18 protein-coding genes and 1 pseudogene are annotated in these 21,668 nt (G+C 60.5%); 8 read left to right on the top strand and 11 right to left on the bottom strand.

Features of this window, described 5'->3' with window-relative positions:
* Window positions 1-161: 161 nt before the first annotated feature.
* From ACQZ5K_RS24470 to pepN, 3 genes are all read right to left on the bottom strand, one after another.
* Window positions 162-2,498, bottom strand: a complete 2,337-nt coding sequence (locus ACQZ5K_RS24470; protein WP_142778930.1) for a PAS domain-containing sensor histidine kinase — start codon at window positions 2,496-2,498, stop codon at window positions 162-164.
* A gap of 237 nt (window positions 2,499-2,735) precedes the next feature.
* Window positions 2,736-3,056: a carboxymuconolactone decarboxylase family protein gene (locus ACQZ5K_RS24475; RefSeq protein WP_448741721.1), complete on the bottom strand. Its 321-nt coding sequence runs from the start codon at window positions 3,054-3,056 to the stop codon at window positions 2,736-2,738.
* Between the two features lie 132 nt (window positions 3,057-3,188).
* Complete coding sequence (gene pepN / locus ACQZ5K_RS24480; protein ID WP_448741722.1) at window positions 3,189-5,837, bottom strand: aminopeptidase N; 2,649 nt, start codon at window positions 5,835-5,837, stop codon at window positions 3,189-3,191.
* 440 nt (window positions 5,838-6,277) lie between these two features.
* Here pepN and ACQZ5K_RS24485 point away from each other — a divergent pair, with 440 nt between their 5' ends.
* On the top strand, window positions 6,278-7,213 hold the full coding sequence (locus ACQZ5K_RS24485) for a DMT family transporter (protein ID WP_080817349.1): 936 nt from the start codon (window positions 6,278-6,280) through the stop codon (window positions 7,211-7,213).
* Window positions 7,214-7,509: 296 nt separating this feature from the next.
* Here the strand turns inward: ACQZ5K_RS24485 and ACQZ5K_RS24490 are convergent, their stop codons facing one another.
* From ACQZ5K_RS24490 to ACQZ5K_RS24500, 3 genes are all read right to left on the bottom strand, one after another.
* Window positions 7,510-7,701, bottom strand: coding sequence for a hypothetical protein (locus tag ACQZ5K_RS24490; protein ID WP_003509784.1), 192 nt, complete (start codon window positions 7,699-7,701; stop codon window positions 7,510-7,512).
* A 151-nt stretch (window positions 7,702-7,852) separates the two neighbouring features.
* On the bottom strand, window positions 7,853-8,752 hold the full coding sequence (locus ACQZ5K_RS24495) for a uracil-DNA glycosylase (protein WP_448741723.1): 900 nt from the start codon (window positions 8,750-8,752) through the stop codon (window positions 7,853-7,855).
* Window positions 8,753-8,795: 43 nt separating this feature from the next.
* Window positions 8,796-10,094 (bottom strand): Hsp70 family protein, encoded by a 1,299-nt coding sequence (locus ACQZ5K_RS24500; RefSeq protein WP_448741724.1) that lies wholly within the window; start codon window positions 10,092-10,094, stop codon window positions 8,796-8,798.
* A 303-nt stretch (window positions 10,095-10,397) separates the two neighbouring features.
* Here ACQZ5K_RS24500 and ACQZ5K_RS24505 point away from each other — a divergent pair, with 303 nt between their 5' ends.
* On the top strand, window positions 10,398-11,375 hold the full coding sequence (locus ACQZ5K_RS24505) for a diguanylate cyclase domain-containing protein (RefSeq protein ID WP_448741725.1): 978 nt from the start codon (window positions 10,398-10,400) through the stop codon (window positions 11,373-11,375).
* 22 nt (window positions 11,376-11,397) lie between these two features.
* On the opposite strand, the gene ACQZ5K_RS24510 is transcribed toward ACQZ5K_RS24505, so the two are convergent.
* On the bottom strand, window positions 11,398-12,186 hold the full coding sequence (locus ACQZ5K_RS24510; RefSeq protein WP_448741726.1) for an SDR family oxidoreductase: 789 nt from the start codon (window positions 12,184-12,186) through the stop codon (window positions 11,398-11,400).
* Window positions 12,187-12,367: 181 nt separating this feature from the next.
* Between ACQZ5K_RS24510 and ACQZ5K_RS24515 the strand changes: the two genes are divergently transcribed.
* Entirely contained in the window at window positions 12,368-13,288 is a 921-nt protein-coding gene (locus tag ACQZ5K_RS24515; RefSeq protein WP_448741727.1) for a cation diffusion facilitator family transporter, read from the top strand.
* Window positions 13,289-13,365: 77 nt separating this feature from the next.
* On the opposite strand, the gene ACQZ5K_RS24520 is transcribed toward ACQZ5K_RS24515, so the two are convergent.
* Window positions 13,366-14,112 carry an SDR family NAD(P)-dependent oxidoreductase gene (locus ACQZ5K_RS24520; protein ID WP_448741728.1) on the bottom strand — a complete coding sequence of 249 codons (747 nt, stop codon included), beginning with the start codon at window positions 14,110-14,112 and terminating at the stop codon, window positions 13,366-13,368.
* A gap of 19 nt (window positions 14,113-14,131) precedes the next feature.
* Window positions 14,132-14,530, bottom strand: a complete 399-nt coding sequence (locus ACQZ5K_RS24525) for a DoxX family protein (protein ID WP_035240151.1) — start codon at window positions 14,528-14,530, stop codon at window positions 14,132-14,134.
* 165 nt (window positions 14,531-14,695) lie between these two features.
* Here ACQZ5K_RS24525 and ACQZ5K_RS24530 point away from each other — a divergent pair, with 165 nt between their 5' ends.
* The 3 genes from ACQZ5K_RS24530 to ACQZ5K_RS24540 all read left to right on the top strand — a co-directional run bounded on the left by ACQZ5K_RS24530 (window position 14,696) and on the right by ACQZ5K_RS24540 (window position 18,226).
* Complete coding sequence (locus ACQZ5K_RS24530) at window positions 14,696-15,073, top strand: winged helix-turn-helix transcriptional regulator (RefSeq protein WP_448741729.1); 378 nt, start codon at window positions 14,696-14,698, stop codon at window positions 15,071-15,073.
* A gap of 350 nt (window positions 15,074-15,423) precedes the next feature.
* Complete coding sequence (locus tag ACQZ5K_RS24535; RefSeq protein ID WP_448741730.1) at window positions 15,424-17,088, top strand: electron transfer flavoprotein-ubiquinone oxidoreductase; 1,665 nt, start codon at window positions 15,424-15,426, stop codon at window positions 17,086-17,088.
* A 397-nt stretch (window positions 17,089-17,485) separates the two neighbouring features.
* A complete protein-coding gene (locus ACQZ5K_RS24540) occupies window positions 17,486-18,226 on the top strand; it encodes a pentapeptide repeat-containing protein (RefSeq protein ID WP_059753741.1) in 741 nt (246 codons plus the stop codon).
* A gap of 87 nt (window positions 18,227-18,313) precedes the next feature.
* Here the strand turns inward: ACQZ5K_RS24540 and ACQZ5K_RS24545 are convergent, their stop codons facing one another.
* Window positions 18,314-19,330 (bottom strand): zinc-binding alcohol dehydrogenase family protein, encoded by a 1,017-nt coding sequence (locus ACQZ5K_RS24545; RefSeq protein WP_448741731.1) that lies wholly within the window; start codon window positions 19,328-19,330, stop codon window positions 18,314-18,316.
* Between the two features lie 103 nt (window positions 19,331-19,433).
* Between ACQZ5K_RS24545 and ACQZ5K_RS24550 the strand changes: the two genes are divergently transcribed.
* Complete coding sequence (locus ACQZ5K_RS24550; RefSeq protein WP_059753738.1) at window positions 19,434-19,823, top strand: winged helix-turn-helix transcriptional regulator; 390 nt, start codon at window positions 19,434-19,436, stop codon at window positions 19,821-19,823.
* A gap of 120 nt (window positions 19,824-19,943) precedes the next feature.
* Window positions 19,944-20,780 (top strand): undecaprenyl-diphosphate phosphatase, encoded by an 837-nt coding sequence (locus ACQZ5K_RS24555; RefSeq protein WP_448741732.1) that lies wholly within the window; start codon window positions 19,944-19,946, stop codon window positions 20,778-20,780.
* 77 nt (window positions 20,781-20,857) lie between these two features.
* Here ACQZ5K_RS24555 and ACQZ5K_RS24560 read toward each other — a convergent pair.
* Window positions 20,858-21,570, bottom strand: a pseudogene (locus tag ACQZ5K_RS24560) (IS630 family transposase); the annotation flags it as partial.
* Between the last annotated feature and the right edge of the window lie 98 nt (window positions 21,571-21,668).

Consider the following 21,668-nt stretch of genomic DNA (forward strand, 5'->3'; position numbering starts at 1 on the left):
ATGCGGCAACGGCGCGATCATCTCAAACGTTGCGAATTTGGCGGGGAGCATCCGTCTAGCTGATCTCCCCCCTTGAGGGGGAGATGCCCGGCAGGGCAGAGGGGGGTATCGCGCACTCGACATTTACTTATTGCAAGACAGTCGGCGCGTCCGACGCCACCTCAATGCACCGTCCCGCAGCACCCCGCCGCATGCGGAATGATGATCGTCACCACCGTGCCACGGCCCTCACACGAGCGGATTTTCATTGTGCCGCCATGCAGCTTGACGAGCGAGCGGGAAATCGCAAGCCCGAGGCCGGAGCCGCCCTGGCTTTTGGCATATTGGCTCTGCACCTGTTCGAAAGGCTGGCCGATCTTGTTGAGCGCCTGGGCGGGAATGCCGATGCCCGTGTCTGCGATGGTGAGGATCATCGCGGCCTGATGCACATGGGTGCGCAGCGCGATGCGGCCGCCATCGCCGGTGAATTTCACGGCGTTGGAAAGCAGGTTGAGCATGATCTGCTTCATGGCGCGGCGGTCGCCCTGCATGGTCAACCCGGCGCAAACCTTCTGCTGCACGGTGATGTTCTTCTGTTCGGCCTGAATGGCCGTCAGGCGCAGGGTCTCCTCGATCAGCGGCGCGAGATCGATGGTCTCACGGTTGATGCGCATATGGCCCGCCTCGATCTTCGACATGTCGAGAATATCGTTGATGACGTTGAGCAGGTGTTTGCCGCTATCGTGAATATCGCGGGCATATTCGGAATATTTCGGCGAGCCGACCGGCCCGAACATCTCATTCTGCAGGATGTCGGAAAAGCCGAGGATGGCGTTGAGCGGCGTGCGCAGCTCGTGGCTCATATTGGCAAGGAATTCGGATTTCGCCCGGTTGGCGGCCTGCGCACGCTCTTTTTCGGCGAGATAATTGGCGTTGGCGTCGGAAAGCTCGGTCTTCTGCCGCTCCAGCTTGTGCTGCGAGGCGGAGAGATCGCCGATGGTGGCCATCAGCCGGCGTTCTGAATCGCGCAGGCGCTCCTGATGACGTTTCAGAAGGGTGATATCGGTGCCGACAGCGACGAGGCCGCCATCGCGGGTGCGGCGCTCGTTGATCTGCAGCCAGCGGTCATCGGCAAGCTGCACTTCCGTGGTGCGCGACAGGCCGGACTGGTCCGGATCGGCAACGCGACGTTCAACGACGGGGCGGGCGGCTGCGGCATAGACGGTGCTTTTTTCCGTGCCTGCCACCAGCACGCTGTCCGGCAGGCCATAGGCCTTCTGGTAATGGGTGTTGCACATCACCAGACGGTCGTTCTTGTCCCACAGCACGAAGGCTTCCGAGGTGGATTCAATGGCGTCGGCAAGGCGCTGGTCGGCCTCGGCGTAGCGTTGCGCAAGGCGGTGCTGTTCGGTCACATCCATGGCGATGCCGATGACGCGCGGGCCGTTATTGGTGCGGATGACCTGGGCGCGGGCGCGCAGCCAGACATAATGGCCCTTGGCATGGCGCATGCGGAAAATCTGATCGATCTGGCGCAGGTTGCCGCAGCCGACGGCGCGGGCAAGCTCATAGAGATTGCCGTCTTCGGAATGCATCATGCGGGCGGCGTCGGAGAAGGAGAGTGGTGCGGCCTTCGGCGGCAGCCCGAGAATTTCGTAGAGCGAACCGGACCAGAACATGCGCCGGGTGGAAAGATCGAAATCCCACAACCCGCAGCGGCCGCGAGACAGCGCGGTCTCAACCCGCAGGTTGGATTCGGCGAAGATATCGTCGGCGTCGCGGGCGCGCTTCACCTGCATGTAATAGGCATAGAGCACGACCAGCAGGATCGAGGAGATGCCGGCAAACAGCGTCACGTTCATGGCGATTTCGCTGCGCCAGAAAGAACGGATCGGCTGCAGCGAGCGGGCTGCGATCACCATCGCGCCATCGTCGCCGAAGGGGATCATCGTCGCATAGTGCTGCTGGCCGTCAATATTGGTCTCGATGGTGCCGGGTGCGCCGGGGAAACGCTGCACGATGGCGATTTCCGGAAGCAAAGCCGGCAGCGACGTGCCGATATAAAGCATCGCTTCCTTGCCGGCGCCGGCGAAAATGCGGCCATTGCTGCCCGAAAGAAGCACCATGGTGCCGTCGGCAAGGCTGCCCGACGGCAGCGCCGCGACGAGGTTCGCTTCGGCGCGGGCACGATCCTGCGCGGTGAAGACGGTATCGTTGTTGAGAAGGGCCGCCTTGGCCGTCAGCGCCGTCAGCGCCGTGGAATGGCGGGCGGCCTCTTCCATGCGGCTATATTCGGCAACGATGCCCAGCATGCGCGAGGCCGCGACGACGACGAGAAAGGCGAGGATGAGAATGGGAATGAGACGTTTCAGCAGGGTCTCGACCTGCGGCATCGGGCGGTCGGAGCCATTCATCAAACCCATCAGGTCGCTGGAAAGCCTTTCGCCCCAGGCCGCAAGATCAGAAAATTTGGCATACGGCCGCTCATCGCCCGCAGTCGCCCGCCGCACGTTCGTCATTGTCCCGCCTTCAAGATGTCCCCAGTGATTCGAAGCGCCGCCGCTCGAATATGACTAGTGAATCAAATGCGATTCGCCGTGTCCAGAGGCAAAAGTTAAAAGAATTTTAACCCCTTGAACCGACTCCGTATTTTTTCGGGACGGTCTGTTTCCGCTTTGGCGAAGGCGGGAATTATGAACGAAATCAGTGAGCCGGCAATCTGATCCGGTCTTTGCGGAACGCCGCTGGAACAGGCGTCAGCCTCCGTCGAAGGCCTCGAGAGCCGGGCCAAGCGCGCTGATCACGCCATTGCCCGCCGCCGGAAGACCGGTCAGCACCGCGCTGATGATATCGTCACGGCTTGCGCCCCGCACCTTGGCTTCCATCACGTGAAAGGCGAGACCGCTTTCCAGACGCAGGGCGGCAAGAATGCCGATATAGATCAGGCTCTGCGTTTTCACATCGAGCGTGGACGCCGCCCCTAGACCCTGCACGGCCTGAAACCATGCCGCCTTGTGGGCCGGAGCATCGGTCATGAAGCGCTGAAACGAAGCGCTGGTCTTGGACATGTCCGTCATCTGAAATTCCTTTCCGGTCTCTTCAGCCGTTCCCGGCCTCTCGCGAACCATCATGTCGCGCAACGCGATACGCCGCCTTGATGGCGATCAAGACGGCGTATCGGCATTGTCCGGAGTTTTGGCGTGGGGCGGTCAGCCCTTCAGGATGCGCCCGACGATATCGCTTACATCCGTCGACAGCCCCTTGGCGTCGGCGATCGTCGAAAGCGCCGCCTTGGCGTGTTCGGCGCGGCTTGCCTCCAGCGACCGCCAGGAGCGCATGGATGTGAGAATGCGGGCGGCAAGCTGCGGATTGCGCTTGTCGATGGCGATGATCTGTTCCGCCAGGAACCGGTAGGCGGCGCCATCGGCACGGTGGAAGCCGGTGGGGTTGGCAAAGGCAAGCGTGCCGACGAGCGAGCGTACCCGGTTCGGGTTGGTGGCGATGAAATGTTTCGATTTCATCAGCGCCTTGATCCGGTCGAGCGCACCGTCGCCGGGTATGGCGGCCTGCAGCGAGAACCACTTGTCGAGTACCAGCGCATTGTCGGCAAAACGCGTTTCGAAGGCGGCAAGCGCTTCCTTTGTTTCCGTGCTTTCCGGGAAACGCTGGGTCAGCACGCTGAGCGCATGCGCCAGATCGGTCATGTTGGTGGCCTCAGTAAAGGCCTTCGCCGCGCGGGCCGGCGTTTCCTCGGCAAAGGCAAGGAAGGTCAGCGCACCGTTACGCAGCGAACGGCGTCCAGCGCTTGCCGCATCCGGGCTATAGGCCTCGCCGTCAGCCGTGCTGTCGGCAAGCCGCCGTAGCGTTTCGAGCCCGGCCGTCGCAATGGCCTTGATGGTGGCGTTGCGCGCCTTGTGGATGGCGTCCGGATCGTTGTCGCCGCCCATTTCACGGGCGATATCCGTTTCGCTCGGCAAGGCCAGTGCCTGCGCCCGGAAGGCCGGCTCAAGTGCGTCGTTGCCGATGATTTCGATAAGCGTTGCGGTCAGCTCCGCATCCGTTTGAACGTCCTTGCCACTCTGCACCGCCCTGGTGGCGGCAATCAGCGCCGGCAGGGCAAGATCGGTCAGCGCCTGGAAGCGGGCGAACATATCCGTCTCATGTCGGGCGATCTGTACCAGATCGGCCGCATTCTGCTCGAAATCCAGATTGATCGGCGCCGAGAAGCTGCGATTGATCGACAGCACCGGCCGCGAGGAAATGCCGGAGAAGGAGAAGGTCTGGTTGCGTTCGGTCAGGTGCAGCACGCCGTCGCGATAGTCGCCGCCTTCGACGGCCTGCGGTTCGGCGATCTGGCCGTTATCGAGGATCAGCGCCAGCGACAGCGGAATATGACGCGGCTGTTTCACCGGCTGGCCGGGTGTCGGCGCGGTCGTCTGTTCCAGAGTAAGTTTGAATGTGGACTTGCCCGCATCATAAGCCGAGGAGACGGAGACGAGCGGCGTGCCCGCCTCGGTGTACCACAGCGAAAACTGCGAAAGGTCACGGCCGCTGGCGTCCGCGAAGCTCTTGACGAAATCCTCGACGGTGGCGGCTTCGCCGTCATGGCGCTCGAAATAGAGGTCCATGCCCTTCTTGAAGTCGTCCGCACCGAGGATCGTGGCGATCATGCGGGTGACTTCGGCGCCCTTTTCATAAACGGTCGTCGTGTAGAAATTGTTGATTTCGCGATAGGTATCGGGGCGCGGCGGGTGTGCCAGCGGGCCGGAATCCTCGGGAAACTGCTCCGATTTCAGGTGACGCACATCGGCGATGCGCTTGACCGGCCGTGAGCGCATGTCGGCGGAAAATTCCTGATCGCGATAGACCGTCAGGCCTTCCTTCAGGCACAGCTGGAACCAGTCGCGGCAGGTGATGCGGTTGCCGGTCCAGTTGTGGAAATATTCATGCGCGATGATGCGCTCGATATTGGCGTAATCCGCATCGGAGGCGGTCTCCGGGTCGGCCAGCACGAATTTGTCGTTGAAGACGTTGAGACCCTTGTTCTCCATCGCGCCCATGTTGAAATCCGATACGGCGACGATCATGAAGATATCGAGGTCGTATTCGCGGCCGAAGCGCTCTTCGTCCCATTTCATTGAACGCTTCAGCGCGTCCATGGCATAGGCCGCGCGCGGCTCCTTGCCGTGCTCGACATAAATCTTCAGCGCCACGTCACGGCCGGACATGGTGGTGAATGTGTCTTCGACCACGCCGAGATCGCCGGCGACGAGTGCGAAGAGATAGCTGGGCTTCGGATGCGGATCGAACCATGCCGCAAAGTGACGGCCTTCATCGTAATTGCCGCCGCCGAGGAAATTGCCATTCGAGAGCAGCAGGGGATTGCCTTCCTTCGCCGCGATGATCGTCACCGTATAGGGCGCCAGAACATCCGGGCGGTCGGGGAAATAGGTGATGCGGCGGAAACCTTCCGCCTCGCATTGGGTGCAATAAACGCCATTGGTGCGGTAAAGCCCCATTAGCTGCGTATTGACCTGCGGATTGATGTAATTGGTGACGCAGATTTCGAAGGGCGCCTCCGCCGGCAGGTCGCGGATGGTCAGGCTCTCCGGCGTTGCCTCATATTGACCGGCGGGAAGCTCCACCTGGTCGAGCAGCAGGCTGGAAAGCTTCAGCTCGTCGCCATCGAGAACCAGCGGCGCCTGCCGCTCAGCACCTTCGCGCCGGTGAAAGATCAGACGGGCTTCGACCTTGGTATTCTTGGGGTCGAGTTCGAAGGTGAGATCCACCCGCTCCAGAACGAAATCGGTGGGGCGGTAATCTGCCAGGTGAACGATCTGGCCCGTGTCTGTTCGCATGACTGTCCCTGAATAACTTTGCGTGGTCTTCCCGGCATCATGTCGTCATAAGGCCCGGATGTAAAATGGGTAGAATATTCGTCACGTTCATGTGCGCGTCGGAGGACGTTCTGTCCCGCCATGGAAGGCTTTGCCGGCCATGCAGATAATCCTCCCGCCGCCGGACCTGTGGACCATGGCAGCAAATGTTGAACGATTGCTGAAATTATATTTTATTTTCTTCAAATTTTAGCGCGCGTCGCTTTTGGTTTGCATCATTTCCGCAGCCGCGAAAACAATCCCTCCCCAAATCGACGGAATTCACGGGTAAATCACATTTTTTGTTGTAAAGCGCCGGAGGAATGCTCTAGCCTTGCATAAATCCAATTCCCCTGCGTCGTCCTCCCCGCATGAAAAATCTCCCGATGGCGTGTTTGCGCAGCCGACATGAGTAGTTGCCAATGAACGCCGAACCGATGAATCCCTTTCGCGGGATTAGCCTGAAGCTGATTTCGGTCGGCTTTTTTCTTGTCATGCAGACCTGTATCAAGGCCGCAGGCGATGTGCCTGCCGGCCAGATCACCTTCTTCCGCTCCGCTTTCGCCATTCTACCGATTGTGGTCTATCTCGCGTGGCTGCATGCGCTGACGAGCGCCCTGCACACCAATAATCTTTTCGGCCATTTCAAGCGCGGGTTTCTGGGCATCCTGTCCATGGCCTGCGGCTTTTACGGGCTGACCATGCTGCCGCTGCCGGAATTCATCGCCATCGGTTATGCCTCGCCGCTTCTCGCGGTCGTTTTTGCCGCCGTCATCCTGCATGAAAAGGTGCGCATCTATCGCTGGAGCGCGGTCTTCGTCGGCATGACGGGCGTGCTGGTGATTCTCTGGCCGAAGATGACGCTTCTGAGGGAAGGCGGTTTTGCCGCGGGCGAGGGGCTGGGGGCCATTGCCGTATTGTGCGGTGCGGCGCTCGGCGGTCTGGCGATGATCCAGGTGCGGCAACTGGTGGAGACGGAAAAGACGCCGACCATCGTGCTCTATTTTTCGCTCACCGCCACGCTGCTGTCGCTCGTCAGCGTGCCTTTCGGCTGGAGCGCGCTGAGCATGACGCAGGCCATGCTGCTGATCACGAGCGGCATCTGCGGCGGGGTTGCGCAAATCTTCCTGACGGAGAGTTATCGGCACGCCGAAGTCTCCGTCATCGCGCCCTTCGAATACAGCTCCATCATCTTCGGCATCGCGGTCTCTTACATTCTGTTCGGAGATATTCCCACGATGACGATGCTGATCGGCACGGCGATCGTTATCCTCGCCGGCATCTTCATCATCTTTCGCGAGCATCAGCTGGGCCTGGCAAGACGGGCGGCCCGCAAGGCCTCGACGCCGCAGGGGTGAGGGATGTTGCCACTAACACGGTATGCTTGCGTCGTATTCCCCGAAGTTAATGACGAGGGCAGATATTCTCCCGCGTCATCCTTGGGCTTGTCCCAAGGATCTAAACACGCCACCAAAATCGATCCGTTGCAGATCCTCGGGACAGGCCCGAGGATGACGTCGGAGTGTTTGGCGCGGTCCATCGTTATGCGGCCCGCTCCCGGAAATATCCACAAAAGCAAAAGGCGCCTTCCCGAAGAAAGACGCCAGCGCGCAATCATATCTGTGGACCAGCGCTAGACTGGCCTGAGTGCTTCTCAGCGCTCGCGGAAATCCGCGAAGACTGCCGAGGGACGCGTCACGCGGACCTGCTGCATGGCAGCGCGTGCGGTCATCTGTTCGTTTGCGGCTGCGCCAAAACGATGGTAGCCCTGACTGGAGCGAGGGCCGAGGCCTGCCAGGCGGAGCGTTTCAAAGCCGGAATGTACCGGACGGAAGCGAGTGGTCATTGCCTTGGTTCCTTAAACCTATTCCTCCCAAGACATGAGGCCTATATCGCAGCGCAGCATGGATTCGGCAAGCTGAGCAAATGCGCCGCTGTTATGCGCATTGTGCATGGCTTTTTTCATAATTCATTTACATTGAGCAAGAATAAGGCAGTCAGCCTTCGGCAATCTTTGCCTGAAAAGCCAATAAATCCTGCCATGCCAATGACTTGCTGGCAGGCGCATTCAAAAGTTCCTGCGGATGCAGGCTGGCCAAAGCCGGCAAAATCAGGTGTCCGGCTGCGACATCACGCCACTGTCCGCGCAGCGTATGGATCGTGCCGGTGCCGCCAAAGAAGAAACGTGCGGTAAAGTTGCCGAGAAGCAACAGGTGTTTCGGCTCCGCCAAGGCGATCTGACGCTCGATAAAGGGGCGGCAGATATCCATTTCGGCCTGAGTCGGCGGGCGGTTGCCCGGCGGCCGCCAGGGCACGACATTGCCGAGCATGATGGTACTGCGCTCAAGCCCGATGGCCGCCAGCATGCGGTCGAGCAACAGCCCGGTCTTGCCGGCGAAGGGCAGGCCTTCGCGGTCGTCATCGGCATCCGGCATCGGGCCGATGACCATAATGGCGGAAGCGGGGTCGCCTTCGGTAAAAATCGTGTTGCGCGCGCTGTTCTTGAGGTTGCAGCCGCTGAAACCGTCGAGCGCGGTTTTCAGCTCGGCAAGCGACCGCGCGCTTTCGGCCGCGAAACGCGCCGCCGCCACGGCCTGCTCGTCCGGCATGGCGACATTCTGCTGAATGGCGGGGGCCGCCGGTGCGCCGCGCGCCGGGGCGTTGCGCGTCGCCGCCTGCCGCTGAGGCGCATCGGCACGGCGGTCCGCCGGCCTTTCCATCTGGCGTGAAGCTGCTGCGGCCTCCTGCGCAGGCGCGGATCGGGCCGGGCGGGCGGCGGCAAATTCGGCGAAACGGTCGACCGGGGTCTCTTCCAGCAGCCAGTCCACGCCCGCATCCGCATGGAAATGCAGGAGGGCGGCGAGTTCGGCCGGGGAGAGGTCGTGAGCGGCGATCATGGGCGGAAATTACTCCATGTTCCCCCCCCGGGGAACCCGCAAATCACACTGTCCAGCGCTGAATGTCGCCGCTTTCGCCGATCATGGCCAGACCATGGGCAATCGAGAGCAACTCGCCGCCGCTTTCGATGCGGTCTGCGTCGAAACGGCGGGTGAAAAGCTCCCGAACCGCCGGCACGAAGGAGGTGCCGCCGGTCAGGAACACCTTGTCGATGGCTTCGGGCGCGACTTTCGTCTTTTCCAGAACCTCGTCGAGCGCTTCTTCTATCTTGGCGAGGTCTTCGGCGATCCAGTTGTTGAAATCGCTGCGCTTCACCATCTTGCGGCCGGCCTTGCCCAATGGTGCGAAGTTGAATTCCGCTTCTTCCGCCGAGGAGAGTGCCATCTTGGTGGCGGAAATCGCCTGATAGAGCGGATAACCCTCGTCATGTTCGACCAGATCGATGAAGAGTTCGAGTTTTTCCGGCTCCAGCGCCGAGCGCACCAGCGATTTGAGGTCGGTGAATTCCTTCGAGGTCTTGAAGATCGACAGCTGGTTCCAGCGGCCGAAATTCACATAATAACCGGAGGGCACGTCCAGCACCTTGTCGAAGCTCTTGAACTTGCTGCCCTTGCCGATTTCCGGCGAGACCAGATTGTCGATCATGCGGAAGTCGAAATGATCGCCAGCCACGCCGACGCCGGAATGGCCGATGGGGGTGGCGGAAAGCTTGCCGGCATGGGTCTCGAAACGGATCAGCGAATAGTCCGTCGTGCCGCCGCCGAAATCCGCCACCAGCACATTGGCGTCCTTCTTCAGGCTCTGGGCGAAATAATAGGCGGCTGCCACCGGCTCGTAGACATAGTGGATTTCCGGGAAACCGGCGCGGGTGAGCGCCTCGTTGTAACGGGCGAGCGCCAGCGTTTCATCCGGATTGCTGCCGGCGAAACGCACCGGCCGGCCGGCGATGACGGTGGAGACGTCCCCCGGCCATTCCTCGCCCGCATAGGTCTTCAGCTTGCGCAGGAACACGTCCATCAGATCCTCGAAGCTCTGGCGCTTGGCGAAGATCAGCGTGCCCTGAAACAGCGGCGAGGCCGCGAATGTCTTGATCGATTGCAGGAAACGGCAGTCGCCGGCATTGTCGATGAATTGCCGGATGGCGGCATGGCCGGCTTCCACATGCAGGGCGGCCGCACCAAGGCCGGCATCCTTAATGAAGGAGAGCGCCGTGCGCATGCTGTCATCCGTGCCCGCGCTGCTGGTGAAGCGCATGGAACGGCTGGCGCCGCCCGTGTCGGAAAGAGCCATGACCGTGTTGGTCGTGCCGAAATCGAGGCCGAGAGCCCGCTTTTGCGTCATCGCCATATCCTTGTCGCCGATAGAAACACCCGCCCGGCCTGAAAGGCGGCCCGGCGTAAAAATAAGGGATGCCTTTGGCACCCCGATGTCAGAGGAGGGCGGTTGATTGCACAGGGCTGACGGAATGGCAAGCACCCGCACCCGGGTTTATTGTGAAATTCGGATGAAGTAATCGCCGTGGGTGGAAGGCAGCCTTGCCGCCCGCATTAAATATTTTTTCGCATAAAGCGAGTATAAGGCTGAGCTATAGCGTTAAAGAGCAGATTTATTTTTGTATTTGTCGCGTTTGCAGACGGAGCCCCGATGTCCCGAAAGCCGGCCCGTTCCACCCTCGAAGACGTGTCGCCGGCGCGAAACGCCCGCGTTCGCGGCGATGCGGACAGCTTCAACCGCCATCTCATGGACCTGATGGAGGCGTCTCAGCAGGGTTATGCGCTTTTCGACGGCGGCGATGAACTGCGTTTCGCCAATACAGCATTCCGCGCGGCGCTCGGCCTCGGCCCGGATGAATTTCCAACATGGGTCGAGCTCATGCGCAGCGGTTACCGCAACTCCGCCGGCACGGCCATCGAGACCTCCGATTTCGAACTATGGCTGCGCTCCGCGAGAACGAGGCGCGGCAAGCTGCCCTTCCGCACCATCGAGACCGGCCTCAATGACGGGCGCTGGATGCTGACGACCGAGACGACGCTGCCGGGTGGCTGGATGCTGTGCGTCGTCACCGATATTTCCGAACTCGGCGTTGAACTGCGCGATCTTCGCCAGGAGCGGGACAGGGCGCTGAAATCCGCCCTGAGCGACGAGCTGACCGGTCTCGGCAACCGCCGCTATGTCATGGATATTCTCAATCACCGGCTTGGCCCCAACAAGGCCGAGGCGCTCGCCGTCATCATCATCGATATCGACCACTTCAAGTCGGTGAACGACCGCTTTGGCCATGCCAGCGGCGATCTGGTCCTGAAAGACTTCGCCGCCCGGCTCTCCGCAGCAGTCGCCCGCGACGATCTCGTCGGGCGGATCGGCGGCGAGGAGTTCCTGCTGATGCTCGGCGGTTCGCGCGTTTTGAGCGCGGAAAGCATCATGCAGAAATTGCTGTCATCACTGGCGCAGGCGTCACCGCTCGCAGACATGCCCGGTTTCCGATATAGCTGCTCGGCGGGAATTGCCTTTGCAAATCCGGGCGAGAGCGCGAGCGATGTCCTGCGCCGCGCCGACACCGCCCTCTACGAAGCCAAGAATACCGGCCGGAACCGCTACGTGATTTACGGAGCGGCTTCCTGACGGGATTCGTAGCTCTGTGGCCTTAGTTGGATTTCGCCGCGCCGCCATCCACCCGCAGCATCGTGCCGGTGATGTAGCTTGCCGGCACCGAGCAGAGGAAAGCGCCGGCGGCGGCGAATTCCTCCACCGTACCGAGACGACCGGCCGGAATGCTCTTGACGGAAGCCTCGCGAATTTCCTCGACGCTTTTGCCCAGACGCTTGGCGTTGGCGCCATCGAGTTCATCGATGCGGTCGGTATGGATACGGCCGGGCAGCAGCAGGTTGGATGTGATGCCGAAGGAGGCCACTTCGGAGGACAGCGTCTTGCTCCAGCCGACCAGTGCGCCGCGCAGCGTATTGGACAGCGCCAGATTGGCGATCGGCTCGAACACGCCGGAGGAAGCGACAGTCAGGATGCGGCCGAAACCCTGTTCCTTCATCTGCGGCAGCAGTGCGTTGGTAAGCGTGATGACGCGCATCACCATCGACTGGAAGAAGGTATCCAGCTTGTCGGCCGTCATCTCCTGCGCAAGGCCCGGCGTCGGGCCGCCGGTATTGTTGACGAGAATATCGATGCCGCCGAGCTTTTCCCTGACGGCCTGAACCATGGCCTCGACGAAATTGTCCTCGGCCAGATCGCCCCAGACCCAGTCGGCCTTGCCCTTGCCGAGCGCATTGATCGCCTTGCAATTCGCCTCCAGCTTCTCGCCGCTTCTGCCGACAAGAAGGACATGTGCGCCTTCTTTCGCCAGCGCGGTGGCAATGCCCAGCCCAAGGCCGCGAGAGGAGGCGAGAACGAGGGCGCGTTTGCCGGAAATGCCGAGATCCATGGGTTTTGTCCTGTCTTGTGAGTGCTCAATGTGCTGTTTATAGAGTATTTCCAGGAAAAGTGGACCCCGGTTTTCCGCCTGGAAATGCTACAAAACAAAGAGTTAGAGGGTTTTCTCGATTCAAGGAAAAGAGAAAGCGCTCCGCCAAGGCGGCGTCCGGTTTGAAGGTAAAATACACGTCATGACAGAACAATCCCTGCTCAAATTCTCCATTGCCGTCACGGTTCTCCTGGCGCTCTTCGGCATCGGCGCAGGCCTGTTCTCCGGCTCCTTCGCCGTGGTTTTCGATGGTGTCTATGCGCTGACGGATGCTTTCATGACGGTGCTGGCGCTGCTTGTCGCGCGGCTGATCGCCGCTTCCGCAGCGCCCAAGCCCGGCGGCCGGCTGGTGGAGCGTTTCACCATGGGCTTCTGGCATCTGGAGCCGATGGTGCTCGGGCTTAACGGCACCCTCCTGATGGGGGCGGCGATCTACGCCCTCATCAATGCCGTCGACAGCCTGATGGATGGCGGCAGATCGATCGAGTTCGATTACGCCATTGTCGTCACCTTCGTCAGCTTTACCGTCTCGCTCGCCATGGCATGGTTCGTCAAACGGCAGAACCGCCTGCTGAAATCCGCCTTCGTGGCGCTGGACGCCAAAAGCTGGCTGATGAGCGCGCTTCTGAGCATGGCACTCTTCGTCGCCTTCGCCGTGGGTTACGGGCTCACGGGAACGGCGCAGGCATGGCTGGCACCGTATATCGACCCGGCCGTGCTGGCGCTGGTCTGCCTCGTCATCATTCCCATGCCGCTCGGCAATGTGAAACAGGCGCTCGCGGACATCCTTCTGGTGACCCCGCTGGAATTCAAGCAGCATGTGGACCGGGTGGCGGCCGAGACGGTGGATAAATTCGGCTTCTCCTCGCACTATTCCTATGTCGCCCGCGTCGGCCGCGGCCGTCAGATCGAACTCTTTTTCATCGTGCCGAAAAACTGGCCGCCACGGCGTCTGGAGGAATGGGACGCGATCCGCGACGAAATCGGCGATGCGCTGGGCGGCGAGGGGAGTGACCGCTGGCTGACGATCGTGTTCACGACGGATGAGGAATGGGCGGTTTGATCCCATCCGAGGTGCCGCTGCAACGAAACACCTGAAAGCGTCGCCTCCCAAGGGGAAGCAACGCGATCTCACCGTTCTCAGCGTCCGGCATCGATGATCATGCCGCCGTCTGGCGTCAGGCTGTACCCCGTAATGAACTGCGCATCCTTGCTGGCAAGGAACAGCACCACGGGAGCGATGTCGTCTTCGGGGGAGCCATGCCGGGCAAGGGCATTCGCCGGGGCAGGAATATTGGCTGCCGCCGCACCCCAGGTATCGGCAACCGGCAGGACGTTGTTAACAGTTATATTGTCAGCGCCCCATTCGCGGGCTGCAACCCGTGTCAGGGCACGTATGGCCTCCTTTGCCATGTTGTACGGCGCATATGGCACCAGACCCGTGACACCGGCCATCGATCCGAAGTTGATGATACGTCCTTCGCCGCTGGCTTTCAGATAAGGATAGGCGGCCTGCATCGTCCGCAGGAAGGCGATCGGACCGGTATCGAAATTACGCTGCAGTCGTTCCACCGCCAGATTGAGAACGGAGGATTGCACCACTGAAGGGTCAAAAGCATTGTTCACGAGGATATCGATGCCGCCCCAGGCCGCGACAACCGTGTCGATCGCAGGCTTGATCGCATTGGCATCGCTGACGTCAATCGCAATGCCCAGAGCGGTCCCGCCTGCCGCTTTTATATCGGCCACGACGGCATCGACATTCGCGGGCGTGAGCGAGAGGATCGCGACTTTAGCCCCTTCGGTCGCGAGGAGTTTGGCGGTGGCGCGGCCAATCCCGCGGCCAGCCCCTGTGACGATCGCAACCTTGCCTTCTAATCTTTTCATGGGTTTTCCTTTTTAGGATTTACTGGTGAGCCGCTGCTTCAAAAGCATAAGGCGAGGGAACATCGCGAACGTGGTTCTGCGTCGCGAAGGATGTGGCCAGCAGAATGAGGCCAATGGCAGCGGGCATCGCACCCTTGACGCTGCGGACGCCGAGATGCGCCATTCCCGACAGGATCAAGTGATAGAAAATGCCCGCATAAGCGAGATCGCTGAGCGGCAGGGAGAGGCGTGTCAGGATCGCAAGGGGTCCGAGTATCTTCACGACGATCATGAACGGCACCAGATGGGCCGCACGATAGCCGAGATCGGCCTGGGCTTTTTCGACGAAGCCCCTCTTGGTCAGGTATAGCGCCGCCGAAGACAGATACAGCGCCGACAGGAGCGCTGTGCTGATCCAGTAGGTGTAAGTCATAGTCATGGAATATCCCTCTCGCCGGGCGTCCCGGCGAAATTGAGCGTTGATCTGGCGCTTTTCGGATGACGCGTTGCATCGGCTACGAAGAGCTCGTAGAGTATTTGTAGGCTATAATGAATTTTCGCAAGTAGGATGAATTTATGACACTAGGTATGGGAATACATACCAATGACTGAAGCCGGCTTTACGATGCAGGACGAGATGCGCCGTGCCTTCGCGATGCTCTCGGGAAAATGGAAGCTGGAAATTATGTGGCTGCTTCATCATCGGGTCCACCGCTTTGGTGAATTACGAAAAGCGATCCCGGGAATTACCCAGCACATGTTGTCGGCGCAGCTTCGCGAATTGGAGGCGGACGGTCTCATTTCGCGCACCGTTTTTGCTGAGGTGCCGCCGCGCGTCGAATATGAGATGACGGAAAAGGCGAGGGGTCTTGGTCCGACGATGCAGGCACTGGCCGCTTGGTGGGAAGAACATGGCAAGACCGTCCCAGCAAAACCGAACCCGCGCGGCCGCAAGCCCAACACCAGGGCTGCAGGAGACTGAGACCCTCGCTCCTTTCAATGGGGAGTAATGAGGTCCGCTTCCGGCGCGGCGCGGAATATCGGCCGCCGTTAAACCGTTACGGCTCTTGACGCCCTAATAGGTCGTCTCTATTTTGCATCTTACGTTCACGTAAAAGTAATATGCAATCATCAGGTTGTCTGACAATTGACTGGCGTGCGACATGTTTTGCCGCTATAGAAGCTCGACAAAGGCGTCCTGCTTTGCGAAGACAGGCGCTGGTGGATGCGGTGTCGCGGATGGTTTTTTGACTGGCGCGGGCGATGCGCCGGGAATGCCGGAAAGCGGATATAACAACAGCCGGATGGGACCGGCGATGCGGAGAGGATGAGATGACGGAAGCCATGGAACTGCCCGAACGCGAAGCGATGGAATTCGACGTTGTGATCGTTGGCGCGGGTCCTGCGGGCCTTGCCGCCGCGATCCGGCTGAAGCAGGTGGAGCCGGAGCTTTCGGTCGTCGTTCTCGAAAAGGGTGCCGAAGTCGGCGCGCACATTCTCTCCGGCGCGGTGGTCGATCCGATCGGCATCGACCGGCTGCTGCCCGGCTGGCGCGAAGAGGAGGGGCATCCCTTCAAGACCGAGGTCAAGGACGACCAGTTCATGTTCTTAGGCCCGGCTGGCTCCATCCGCCTGCCGAATTTCATGATGCCGCCGCTGATGAACAATCACGGCAATTACATCGTCTCGCTTGGGCTGGTCTGTCGCTGGCTGGCGGAAAAGGCGGAAGGGCTCGGGGTCGAGATCTATCCCGGCTTTGCCGCAACCGAGGTGCTCTATAATGACGAAGGCGCCGTCATCGGTGTCGCCACCGGCGATATGGGCATCGAGAAGAACGGTGAGCCGGGCCCGAACTTCACCCGCGGCATGGAGCTGCATGGCAAATATGTGCTGATCGGCGAAGGCGTGCGCGGTTCGCTCGCCAAGCAGCTGATTTCCAAATTCGATCTGTCCAGGGATCGCGAGCCGCAGAAATTCGGCATCGGCATCAAGGAACTCTGGCAGGTCAAGCCGGAGAAGCACAAACAGGGTCTCGTGCAGCATTCCTTCGGCTGGCCGCTCGGTTTCAAGACCGGCGGCGGTTCCTTCCTCTATCATCTCGAGGATAACCTCGTCGCCGTCGGCTTCGTAGTGCACCTCAACTACAAGAACCCCTATCTTTATCCCTTCGAGGAATTCCAGCGCTTCAAGACGCATCCGGCCATCCGCGAGACCTTCGAGGGCGGCAAGCGCATTTCCTATGGCGCGCGCGCCATCACCGAAGGCGGTTATCAGTCGGTGCCGAAGCTGACCTTCCCGGGCGGTGCGCTGATCGGCTGTTCCGCCGGTTTCGTCAATGTGCCGCGCATCAAGGGCAGCCATAATGCGGTGCTGTCGGGCATGCTGGCGGCGGAGAAGATCGCCGCGGCGATTTCCGCCGGCCGCGCCCATGACGAGGTGGCGGAGATCGAGGCGGAATGGCGCGACGGCGATATCGGCAAGGATTTGAAGCGGGTCAGGAACGTCAAGCCGCTGTGGTCGAAGTTCGGCACGCTCATCGGTGTCGGTCTCGGCGGTCTCGACATGTGGACGAACCAGCTGTTCGGCTTCTCCTTCTTCGGCACGCTGAAGCATGGCAGGACGGATGCGGAGAGCCTTGAGCCGGCCGCAAAGCACAAGCCGATCGCCTATCCGAAACCGGATGGTGTGTTGACCTTCGACCGGCTGTCCTCGGTGTTCCTGTCCTCCACCAACCATGAGGAAGACCAGCCGGTGCATCTTCAGGTGAAGGACATGGCGCTGCAAAAATCGTCCGAGCACGACGTCTTTGCCGGCCCTTCGACGCGTTATTGTCCGGCCGGCGTTTACGAATGGGTGGAGAAGGACGGCGAAGAAGTCTACGTCATCAACGCCCAGAACTGCGTGCACTGCAAGACCTGCGACATCAAGGACCCCAACCAGAACATCAACTGGGTGCCACCACAGGGTGGCGAGGGGCCGGTTTACGCCAATATGTGATGGCGATACGGCCGAAGCCCTCTCCTCCGTCATGCTCGGGCCTGTCCCGAGGATGACGTCGAGCGTGGGAAGACCGCTCGCAATCACTCTCAGCCATTGTGTCATGCGACCGAGCGTGACGACATTTGCGGAACGGGCAGACCTCTGATCGAAGGGCTTATTTCCCACGATGCAGACGCCGTGACTGGATGCCGGATTTAGTCCGGCATGGCGGAAGAGCAGCGTCCACCGCCCGTCTCCCCGTCAGTATTTGTGGATTGCTCTTCGATTTCTTACATATAGGATGTTGGGGTGTTGCATGGTCGCGTGGCCCGTGGATTGTGGTTCAGCAATGCGGTAACGCCTTGAATGTGCATATGGTCCTAAGTGCCGTCGCCCGACGGCAGGGAGTGAAGGAATGTCCGGCTTTCAAAGGCTGAATATCGTGCGGAAGACAGGGTTCGTTGCCGGTGTGGCGACGCTTGCGATGATTGCCGTTTCTTTCAGCGGCGGTCCGCTGGTGGCCGCAAGCTGCCGTACCGACGCCATGGCCGGCATCGACTGGCGCGAATGCAACAAGCGCCTGCTGATGCTGGGTGGCAGCAATCTCGATTCGGCAATGCTTTACGGCACGGATTTCACCTATACAGACCTGCGCGGTTCTTCGCTGAAGGGCGCTAACCTCGAGAAGGCCAAGCTCATCCGCACGGCCCTTGGCGAAGCGAACCTGCAGGGCGCCAATCTGACCAAGGTGGAAGCCTATCGCAGCGATTTTTCCGCCGCCGACGCCACCAACGCAAAATTCGTCAATGCTGAAATGCAGCGGACCAAATTCGAAAATACCAAGCTGGACGGCACGGATTTCACCAAGGCCGAACTCGGCCGCGCCGATTTCGAGGGCGCGACGCTGAACGGCTCGAAATTCTCGCTGACCAATCTGTCACGCGCCCGTTTCGGCGGCGCCAAGCTCGGCGGTCCGGTGGATTTCACCAGCGCATTCCTGCTGCTGACGAGGATCGAAGGGCTAGATCTTTCCATGGCCACCGGCCTTGATCAGAAGCAGATCGACATTGCCTGCGGCGACGCCAAGACCAAATTGCCGAACGGCCTCACTGCGCCGGCCTCCTGGCCGTGCCCGGAAGATCCGGACGACGACTGACAGGAATAGCCGCGCGGTCTTGCGCTCGGCTCAAACATCTCCATAAGCGGAAGAGAAGCGTCCGCGATGCGGACGCCTCGCCGGCGATCAGAAGCCCGAAAGCACGATCTTGCCCTTGGCCCTGTTGCTCTCGATCAGCGCATGCGCCTTGATGAGATTTGCGGCATTGATGGTGCCGAAAACCTCGGTCAGCGTCGTCTTGATCTTGCCGGCATCGACGAGCCCGGCCACATGGTTGAGCAGCCTGTGCTGTTCGATCATGTCAGGCGTCTGAAAAACCGCGCGGGCGAACATCATTTCCCAATGGATCGATACGCATTTGCGCTTGAAGGCCATGACGTCGAAACCGCCGGCCGGATCGTCGATCAGCGCGAAACGACCCTGCGGCGCAATGGTCGCCACGCTGTCGGCGGCATGAACGTCGCTATGGGTGGTGGAGAAGACAAAGCCCGGCGCACCGAGGCCGAGCGCCTCCACCTGCGGGGCGATCGGCTTGCTGTGATCGATGACGTGATGCGCGCCGAGTTCCTTCACCCACGCAATCGTCTCGGGCCGTGACGCGGTGGCAATGACGGTGAGATCGGTCAGCGCCCGCAGAAGCTGGACGGCGATGGAGCCGACGCCGCCCGCGCCGCCGATGACCAGAATGGCGTTGGCCGCGCCTGGAACCGGCTCCTTCACCCGCAGCCGGTCGAACAGCGTCTCGTAAGCGGTGATGGCGGTCAGTGGCAGCGCGGCGGCTTCCTCGAAATTCAGGGACTTCGGCTTTGCGCCGACGATGCGTTCATCGACCAGATGGAACTCGCTGTTGGAGCCGGGGCGGTTGATGACACCGGCGTAAAACACCTCGTCGCCGGGCTTGAACAGTGAGACCTTGTCGCCGACTGCCTTCACCACGCCCGCTGCATCGAAGCCGAGCACGCGGGGTTCGCCGTTTTCCGGCGACTGGTTGCGGCGCACCTTGGTATCGACGGGGTTCACCGAAACGGCCTTCACTTCCACCAGAATATCATGCCCCTTCGCTTCCGGCTGGGGCAGGTCGATATCGACGAGGGCGTCTCTCACGGTGATGGGCTGGCTGGTCCTGTAACCGATGGCGCGCATGAACAGTCTCCTTTGCTTGTTTGCGTGCCTCTTACTTGATACATATGAACATCGATCGCAAGAATGCACATTTTGTGATGATACATACAAAAAGGATACTATGATGTCGCGACCGCGCGCCAAGCTCACCGGCAACTTTCCCGGCTGCCCGGTGGAATCGGCCTTAAGTTTCCTCGATGGCAAATGGAAGGGCGTGATCCTCTATCACCTCATCAACGAGGGCACGCTGCGCTTCAACGAGCTGCGCCGCCATATTCCGAGCGTCACCCAGCGCATGCTCACCAAGCAGCTCAGGGAGCTGGAAGAGGCGGGCCTGATTTCCCGCACCGTCTTCCCGGTGGTGCCGCCACGCGTGGATTATGCGCTGACGCCGCTCGGCGAGACGATGATACCGGTGATCTCGGCGCTGAAAAGCTGGGGCGACGCCCATGTCGTGTGCAAGAACGGCGCGAAATATACCCGCCTTCCCGAGGCGAAGGAAAAGGCCGCCTGAAAAATCACGGGTAAAAGCGCACCCCTCCGCGCGCCTTTTTCATGGTGCGATGCAACATGTATTTGCCCCGATTGATGCATAATGCTGCGATCTCGATTCGCAGCAGGGACATCAGGACACATGAGCATCGGTTGGTTGGAGGCCGCATTTCTCGGCTTTTTGCAAGGGCTTACGGAATTTCTTCCGATTTCTTCAAGCGCGCATCTGAGGATTGCCGGGGAGTTCCTGCCCTCCGGCGCGGATCCGGGAGCCGCCTTCACCGCGATTACGCAGATCGGCACCGAAGCGGCCGTGCTGGTCTATTTCTGGTCGGATATCATGCGCATTGCCATTGCCTGGCTCCGGCAGAACCTTCGCCTCGGCGAGTATAACAAGGCCGATGCCCGGCTCGGCTGGCTCATCATCATCGGTTCCGTGCCGATCGTCTTTCTTGGCCTGTTCTTCAAGGATGCCATCGAGCACTCGCTGCGCAACCTTTACATCACCGCCGTGATGCTGATCGTCTTCGGCATCGTTCTCGGCGTTGCCGATAAAATCGGTGAGAAGCGTTACAAGCTGAACCAGCTTATCTGGCGCGATGGCATCCTGTTCGGTTTCGCGCAGGCCATGGCGCTCATCCCCGGCGTTTCGCGCTCGGGCGGCACCATCAGCGCCGGCCTGCTTTTAGGCTACACCCGCGAGGCGGCAGCGCGTTATTCCTTCCTGCTCGCCGTTCCCGCCGTCTTCGGCTCCGGCTTTTACCAGCTCTTCAAGAGCATCGGCGAGGACAATCCAGTCGGCTGGGGTCCGACGGGGCTCGCGACCCTGATCGCCTTCGTGGTCGGTTATGCGGTGATCGTCGTCTTCCTCAAGCTCGTCTCTACCAAGAGCTACATGCCCTTCGTCTGGTACCGCGTGGTCATTGGCGTCATTCTTTTGGGGCTGCTGGGAACGGGCGTCATCAGCGCCGGCGGGTGAGGGGCTTTCCAGGAACCATGCTTTTGGCAAAGTTGCATCATCCGCACGCCGTCACCCCGGACTAGAGCGCGTCCGCTTTACTCGGGGTCATATCCGCACGATTTGAAGTAGTTGGCGCATTCTTGCGGTTCGAACAGCGTGACGATCTGGCCGACGGTAGTCCATAAGTCCTCGACTGTGCGCTCGGCTTTGGCGCGCAAGACGGCCTTGAGCTTTGCAAAGGCCTTCTCGATGGGATTGAAGTCTGGACTGTAAGGAGGAAGGTAGAGCAACCGGCACCCCGCACCTTCGATTGCGTAACGCACGCCCTCCGCCTTGTGTGCAGGCAGGTTGTCCATGATAACGATGTCGCCAGGTACCAAGGTTGGAATGAGAACCTGTTCGACATAGGCCTGGAACGCAACGCCGTTCATCGCACCGTCGAGGACCATGGGCGCGGTCATGCCGGATAACCTCAGCGCACCGGTAAATGTCGTCGTCTTCCAGTGCCCGTGCGGGATCGGTGAGCGGCAGCGATCTCCGCAATGGGCCCGTCCGCGAAGCCGGGACATTTTCGTGCTCAGGCCGGTTTCATCGATGAAGACAAGGCGCGCCGGATCGAGATCGAGCTGGCCGTCGAACCAGTCCTCACGACGCTTCAAGAGGTCGGGGCGTTCCTGCTCCAGTGCATGTGCGGTCTTTTTTTGAAAGTCCAGCCGCGCTTTCGCAGCCAGACATCAAGCGCGCTGCGACCGATCGATACGGCTCTTTCTGCAGCCAGTCGCAGGACCATCTCGTTGAGGGTGATGTTGATCTGAACCCTTCAAACTGGACCGTTTTTGGTTAGAGTTTTCCGGTGCATTTTCCTGGCTGGGAAAGGAACGGAAGACGATGAAAGCATCGCAGTTT

Source organism: Agrobacterium sp. 22-226-1 (assembly GCF_053522345.1).

What these genes read in the sequence shown, in the direction of transcription:
- ACQZ5K_RS24490 (WP_003509784.1), bottom strand. Translation starts at nt 7,701, where the DNA reads ATGACCACTCGCTTCCGTCCGGTACATTCCGGCTTTGAAACGCTCCGC.
- ACQZ5K_RS24485 (WP_080817349.1), top strand. Translation starts at nt 6,278, where the DNA reads ATGAACGCCGAACCGATGAATCCCTTTCGCGGGATTAGCCTGAAGCTG.
- ACQZ5K_RS24495 (WP_448741723.1), bottom strand. Translation starts at nt 8,752, where the DNA reads ATGATCGCCGCTCACGACCTCTCCCCGGCCGAACTCGCCGCCCTCCTG.
- ACQZ5K_RS24520 (WP_448741728.1), bottom strand. Translation starts at nt 14,112, where the DNA reads ATGAAAAGATTAGAAGGCAAGGTTGCGATCGTCACAGGGGCTGGCCGC.
- pepN (WP_448741722.1), bottom strand. Translation starts at nt 5,837, where the DNA reads ATGCGAACAGACACGGGCCAGATCGTTCACCTGGCAGATTACCGCCCC.
- ACQZ5K_RS24550 (WP_059753738.1), top strand. Translation starts at nt 19,434, where the DNA reads ATGTCGCGACCGCGCGCCAAGCTCACCGGCAACTTTCCCGGCTGCCCG.
- ACQZ5K_RS24515 (WP_448741727.1), top strand. Translation starts at nt 12,368, where the DNA reads ATGACAGAACAATCCCTGCTCAAATTCTCCATTGCCGTCACGGTTCTC.
- ACQZ5K_RS24500 (WP_448741724.1), bottom strand. Translation starts at nt 10,094, where the DNA reads ATGACGCAAAAGCGGGCTCTCGGCCTCGATTTCGGCACGACCAACACG.
- ACQZ5K_RS24525 (WP_035240151.1), bottom strand. Translation starts at nt 14,530, where the DNA reads ATGACTATGACTTACACCTACTGGATCAGCACAGCGCTCCTGTCGGCG.
- ACQZ5K_RS24530 (WP_448741729.1), top strand. Translation starts at nt 14,696, where the DNA reads ATGACTGAAGCCGGCTTTACGATGCAGGACGAGATGCGCCGTGCCTTC.
- ACQZ5K_RS24545 (WP_448741731.1), bottom strand. Translation starts at nt 19,330, where the DNA reads ATGCGCGCCATCGGTTACAGGACCAGCCAGCCCATCACCGTGAGAGAC.
- ACQZ5K_RS24475 (WP_448741721.1), bottom strand. Translation starts at nt 3,056, where the DNA reads ATGACGGACATGTCCAAGACCAGCGCTTCGTTTCAGCGCTTCATGACC.
- ACQZ5K_RS24540 (WP_059753741.1), top strand. Translation starts at nt 17,486, where the DNA reads ATGTCCGGCTTTCAAAGGCTGAATATCGTGCGGAAGACAGGGTTCGTT.
- ACQZ5K_RS24555 (WP_448741732.1), top strand. Translation starts at nt 19,944, where the DNA reads ATGAGCATCGGTTGGTTGGAGGCCGCATTTCTCGGCTTTTTGCAAGGG.
- ACQZ5K_RS24470 (WP_142778930.1), bottom strand. Translation starts at nt 2,498, where the DNA reads ATGACGAACGTGCGGCGGGCGACTGCGGGCGATGAGCGGCCGTATGCC.
- ACQZ5K_RS24535 (WP_448741730.1), top strand. Translation starts at nt 15,424, where the DNA reads ATGACGGAAGCCATGGAACTGCCCGAACGCGAAGCGATGGAATTCGAC.
- ACQZ5K_RS24505 (WP_448741725.1), top strand. Translation starts at nt 10,398, where the DNA reads ATGTCCCGAAAGCCGGCCCGTTCCACCCTCGAAGACGTGTCGCCGGCG.
- ACQZ5K_RS24510 (WP_448741726.1), bottom strand. Translation starts at nt 12,186, where the DNA reads ATGGATCTCGGCATTTCCGGCAAACGCGCCCTCGTTCTCGCCTCCTCT.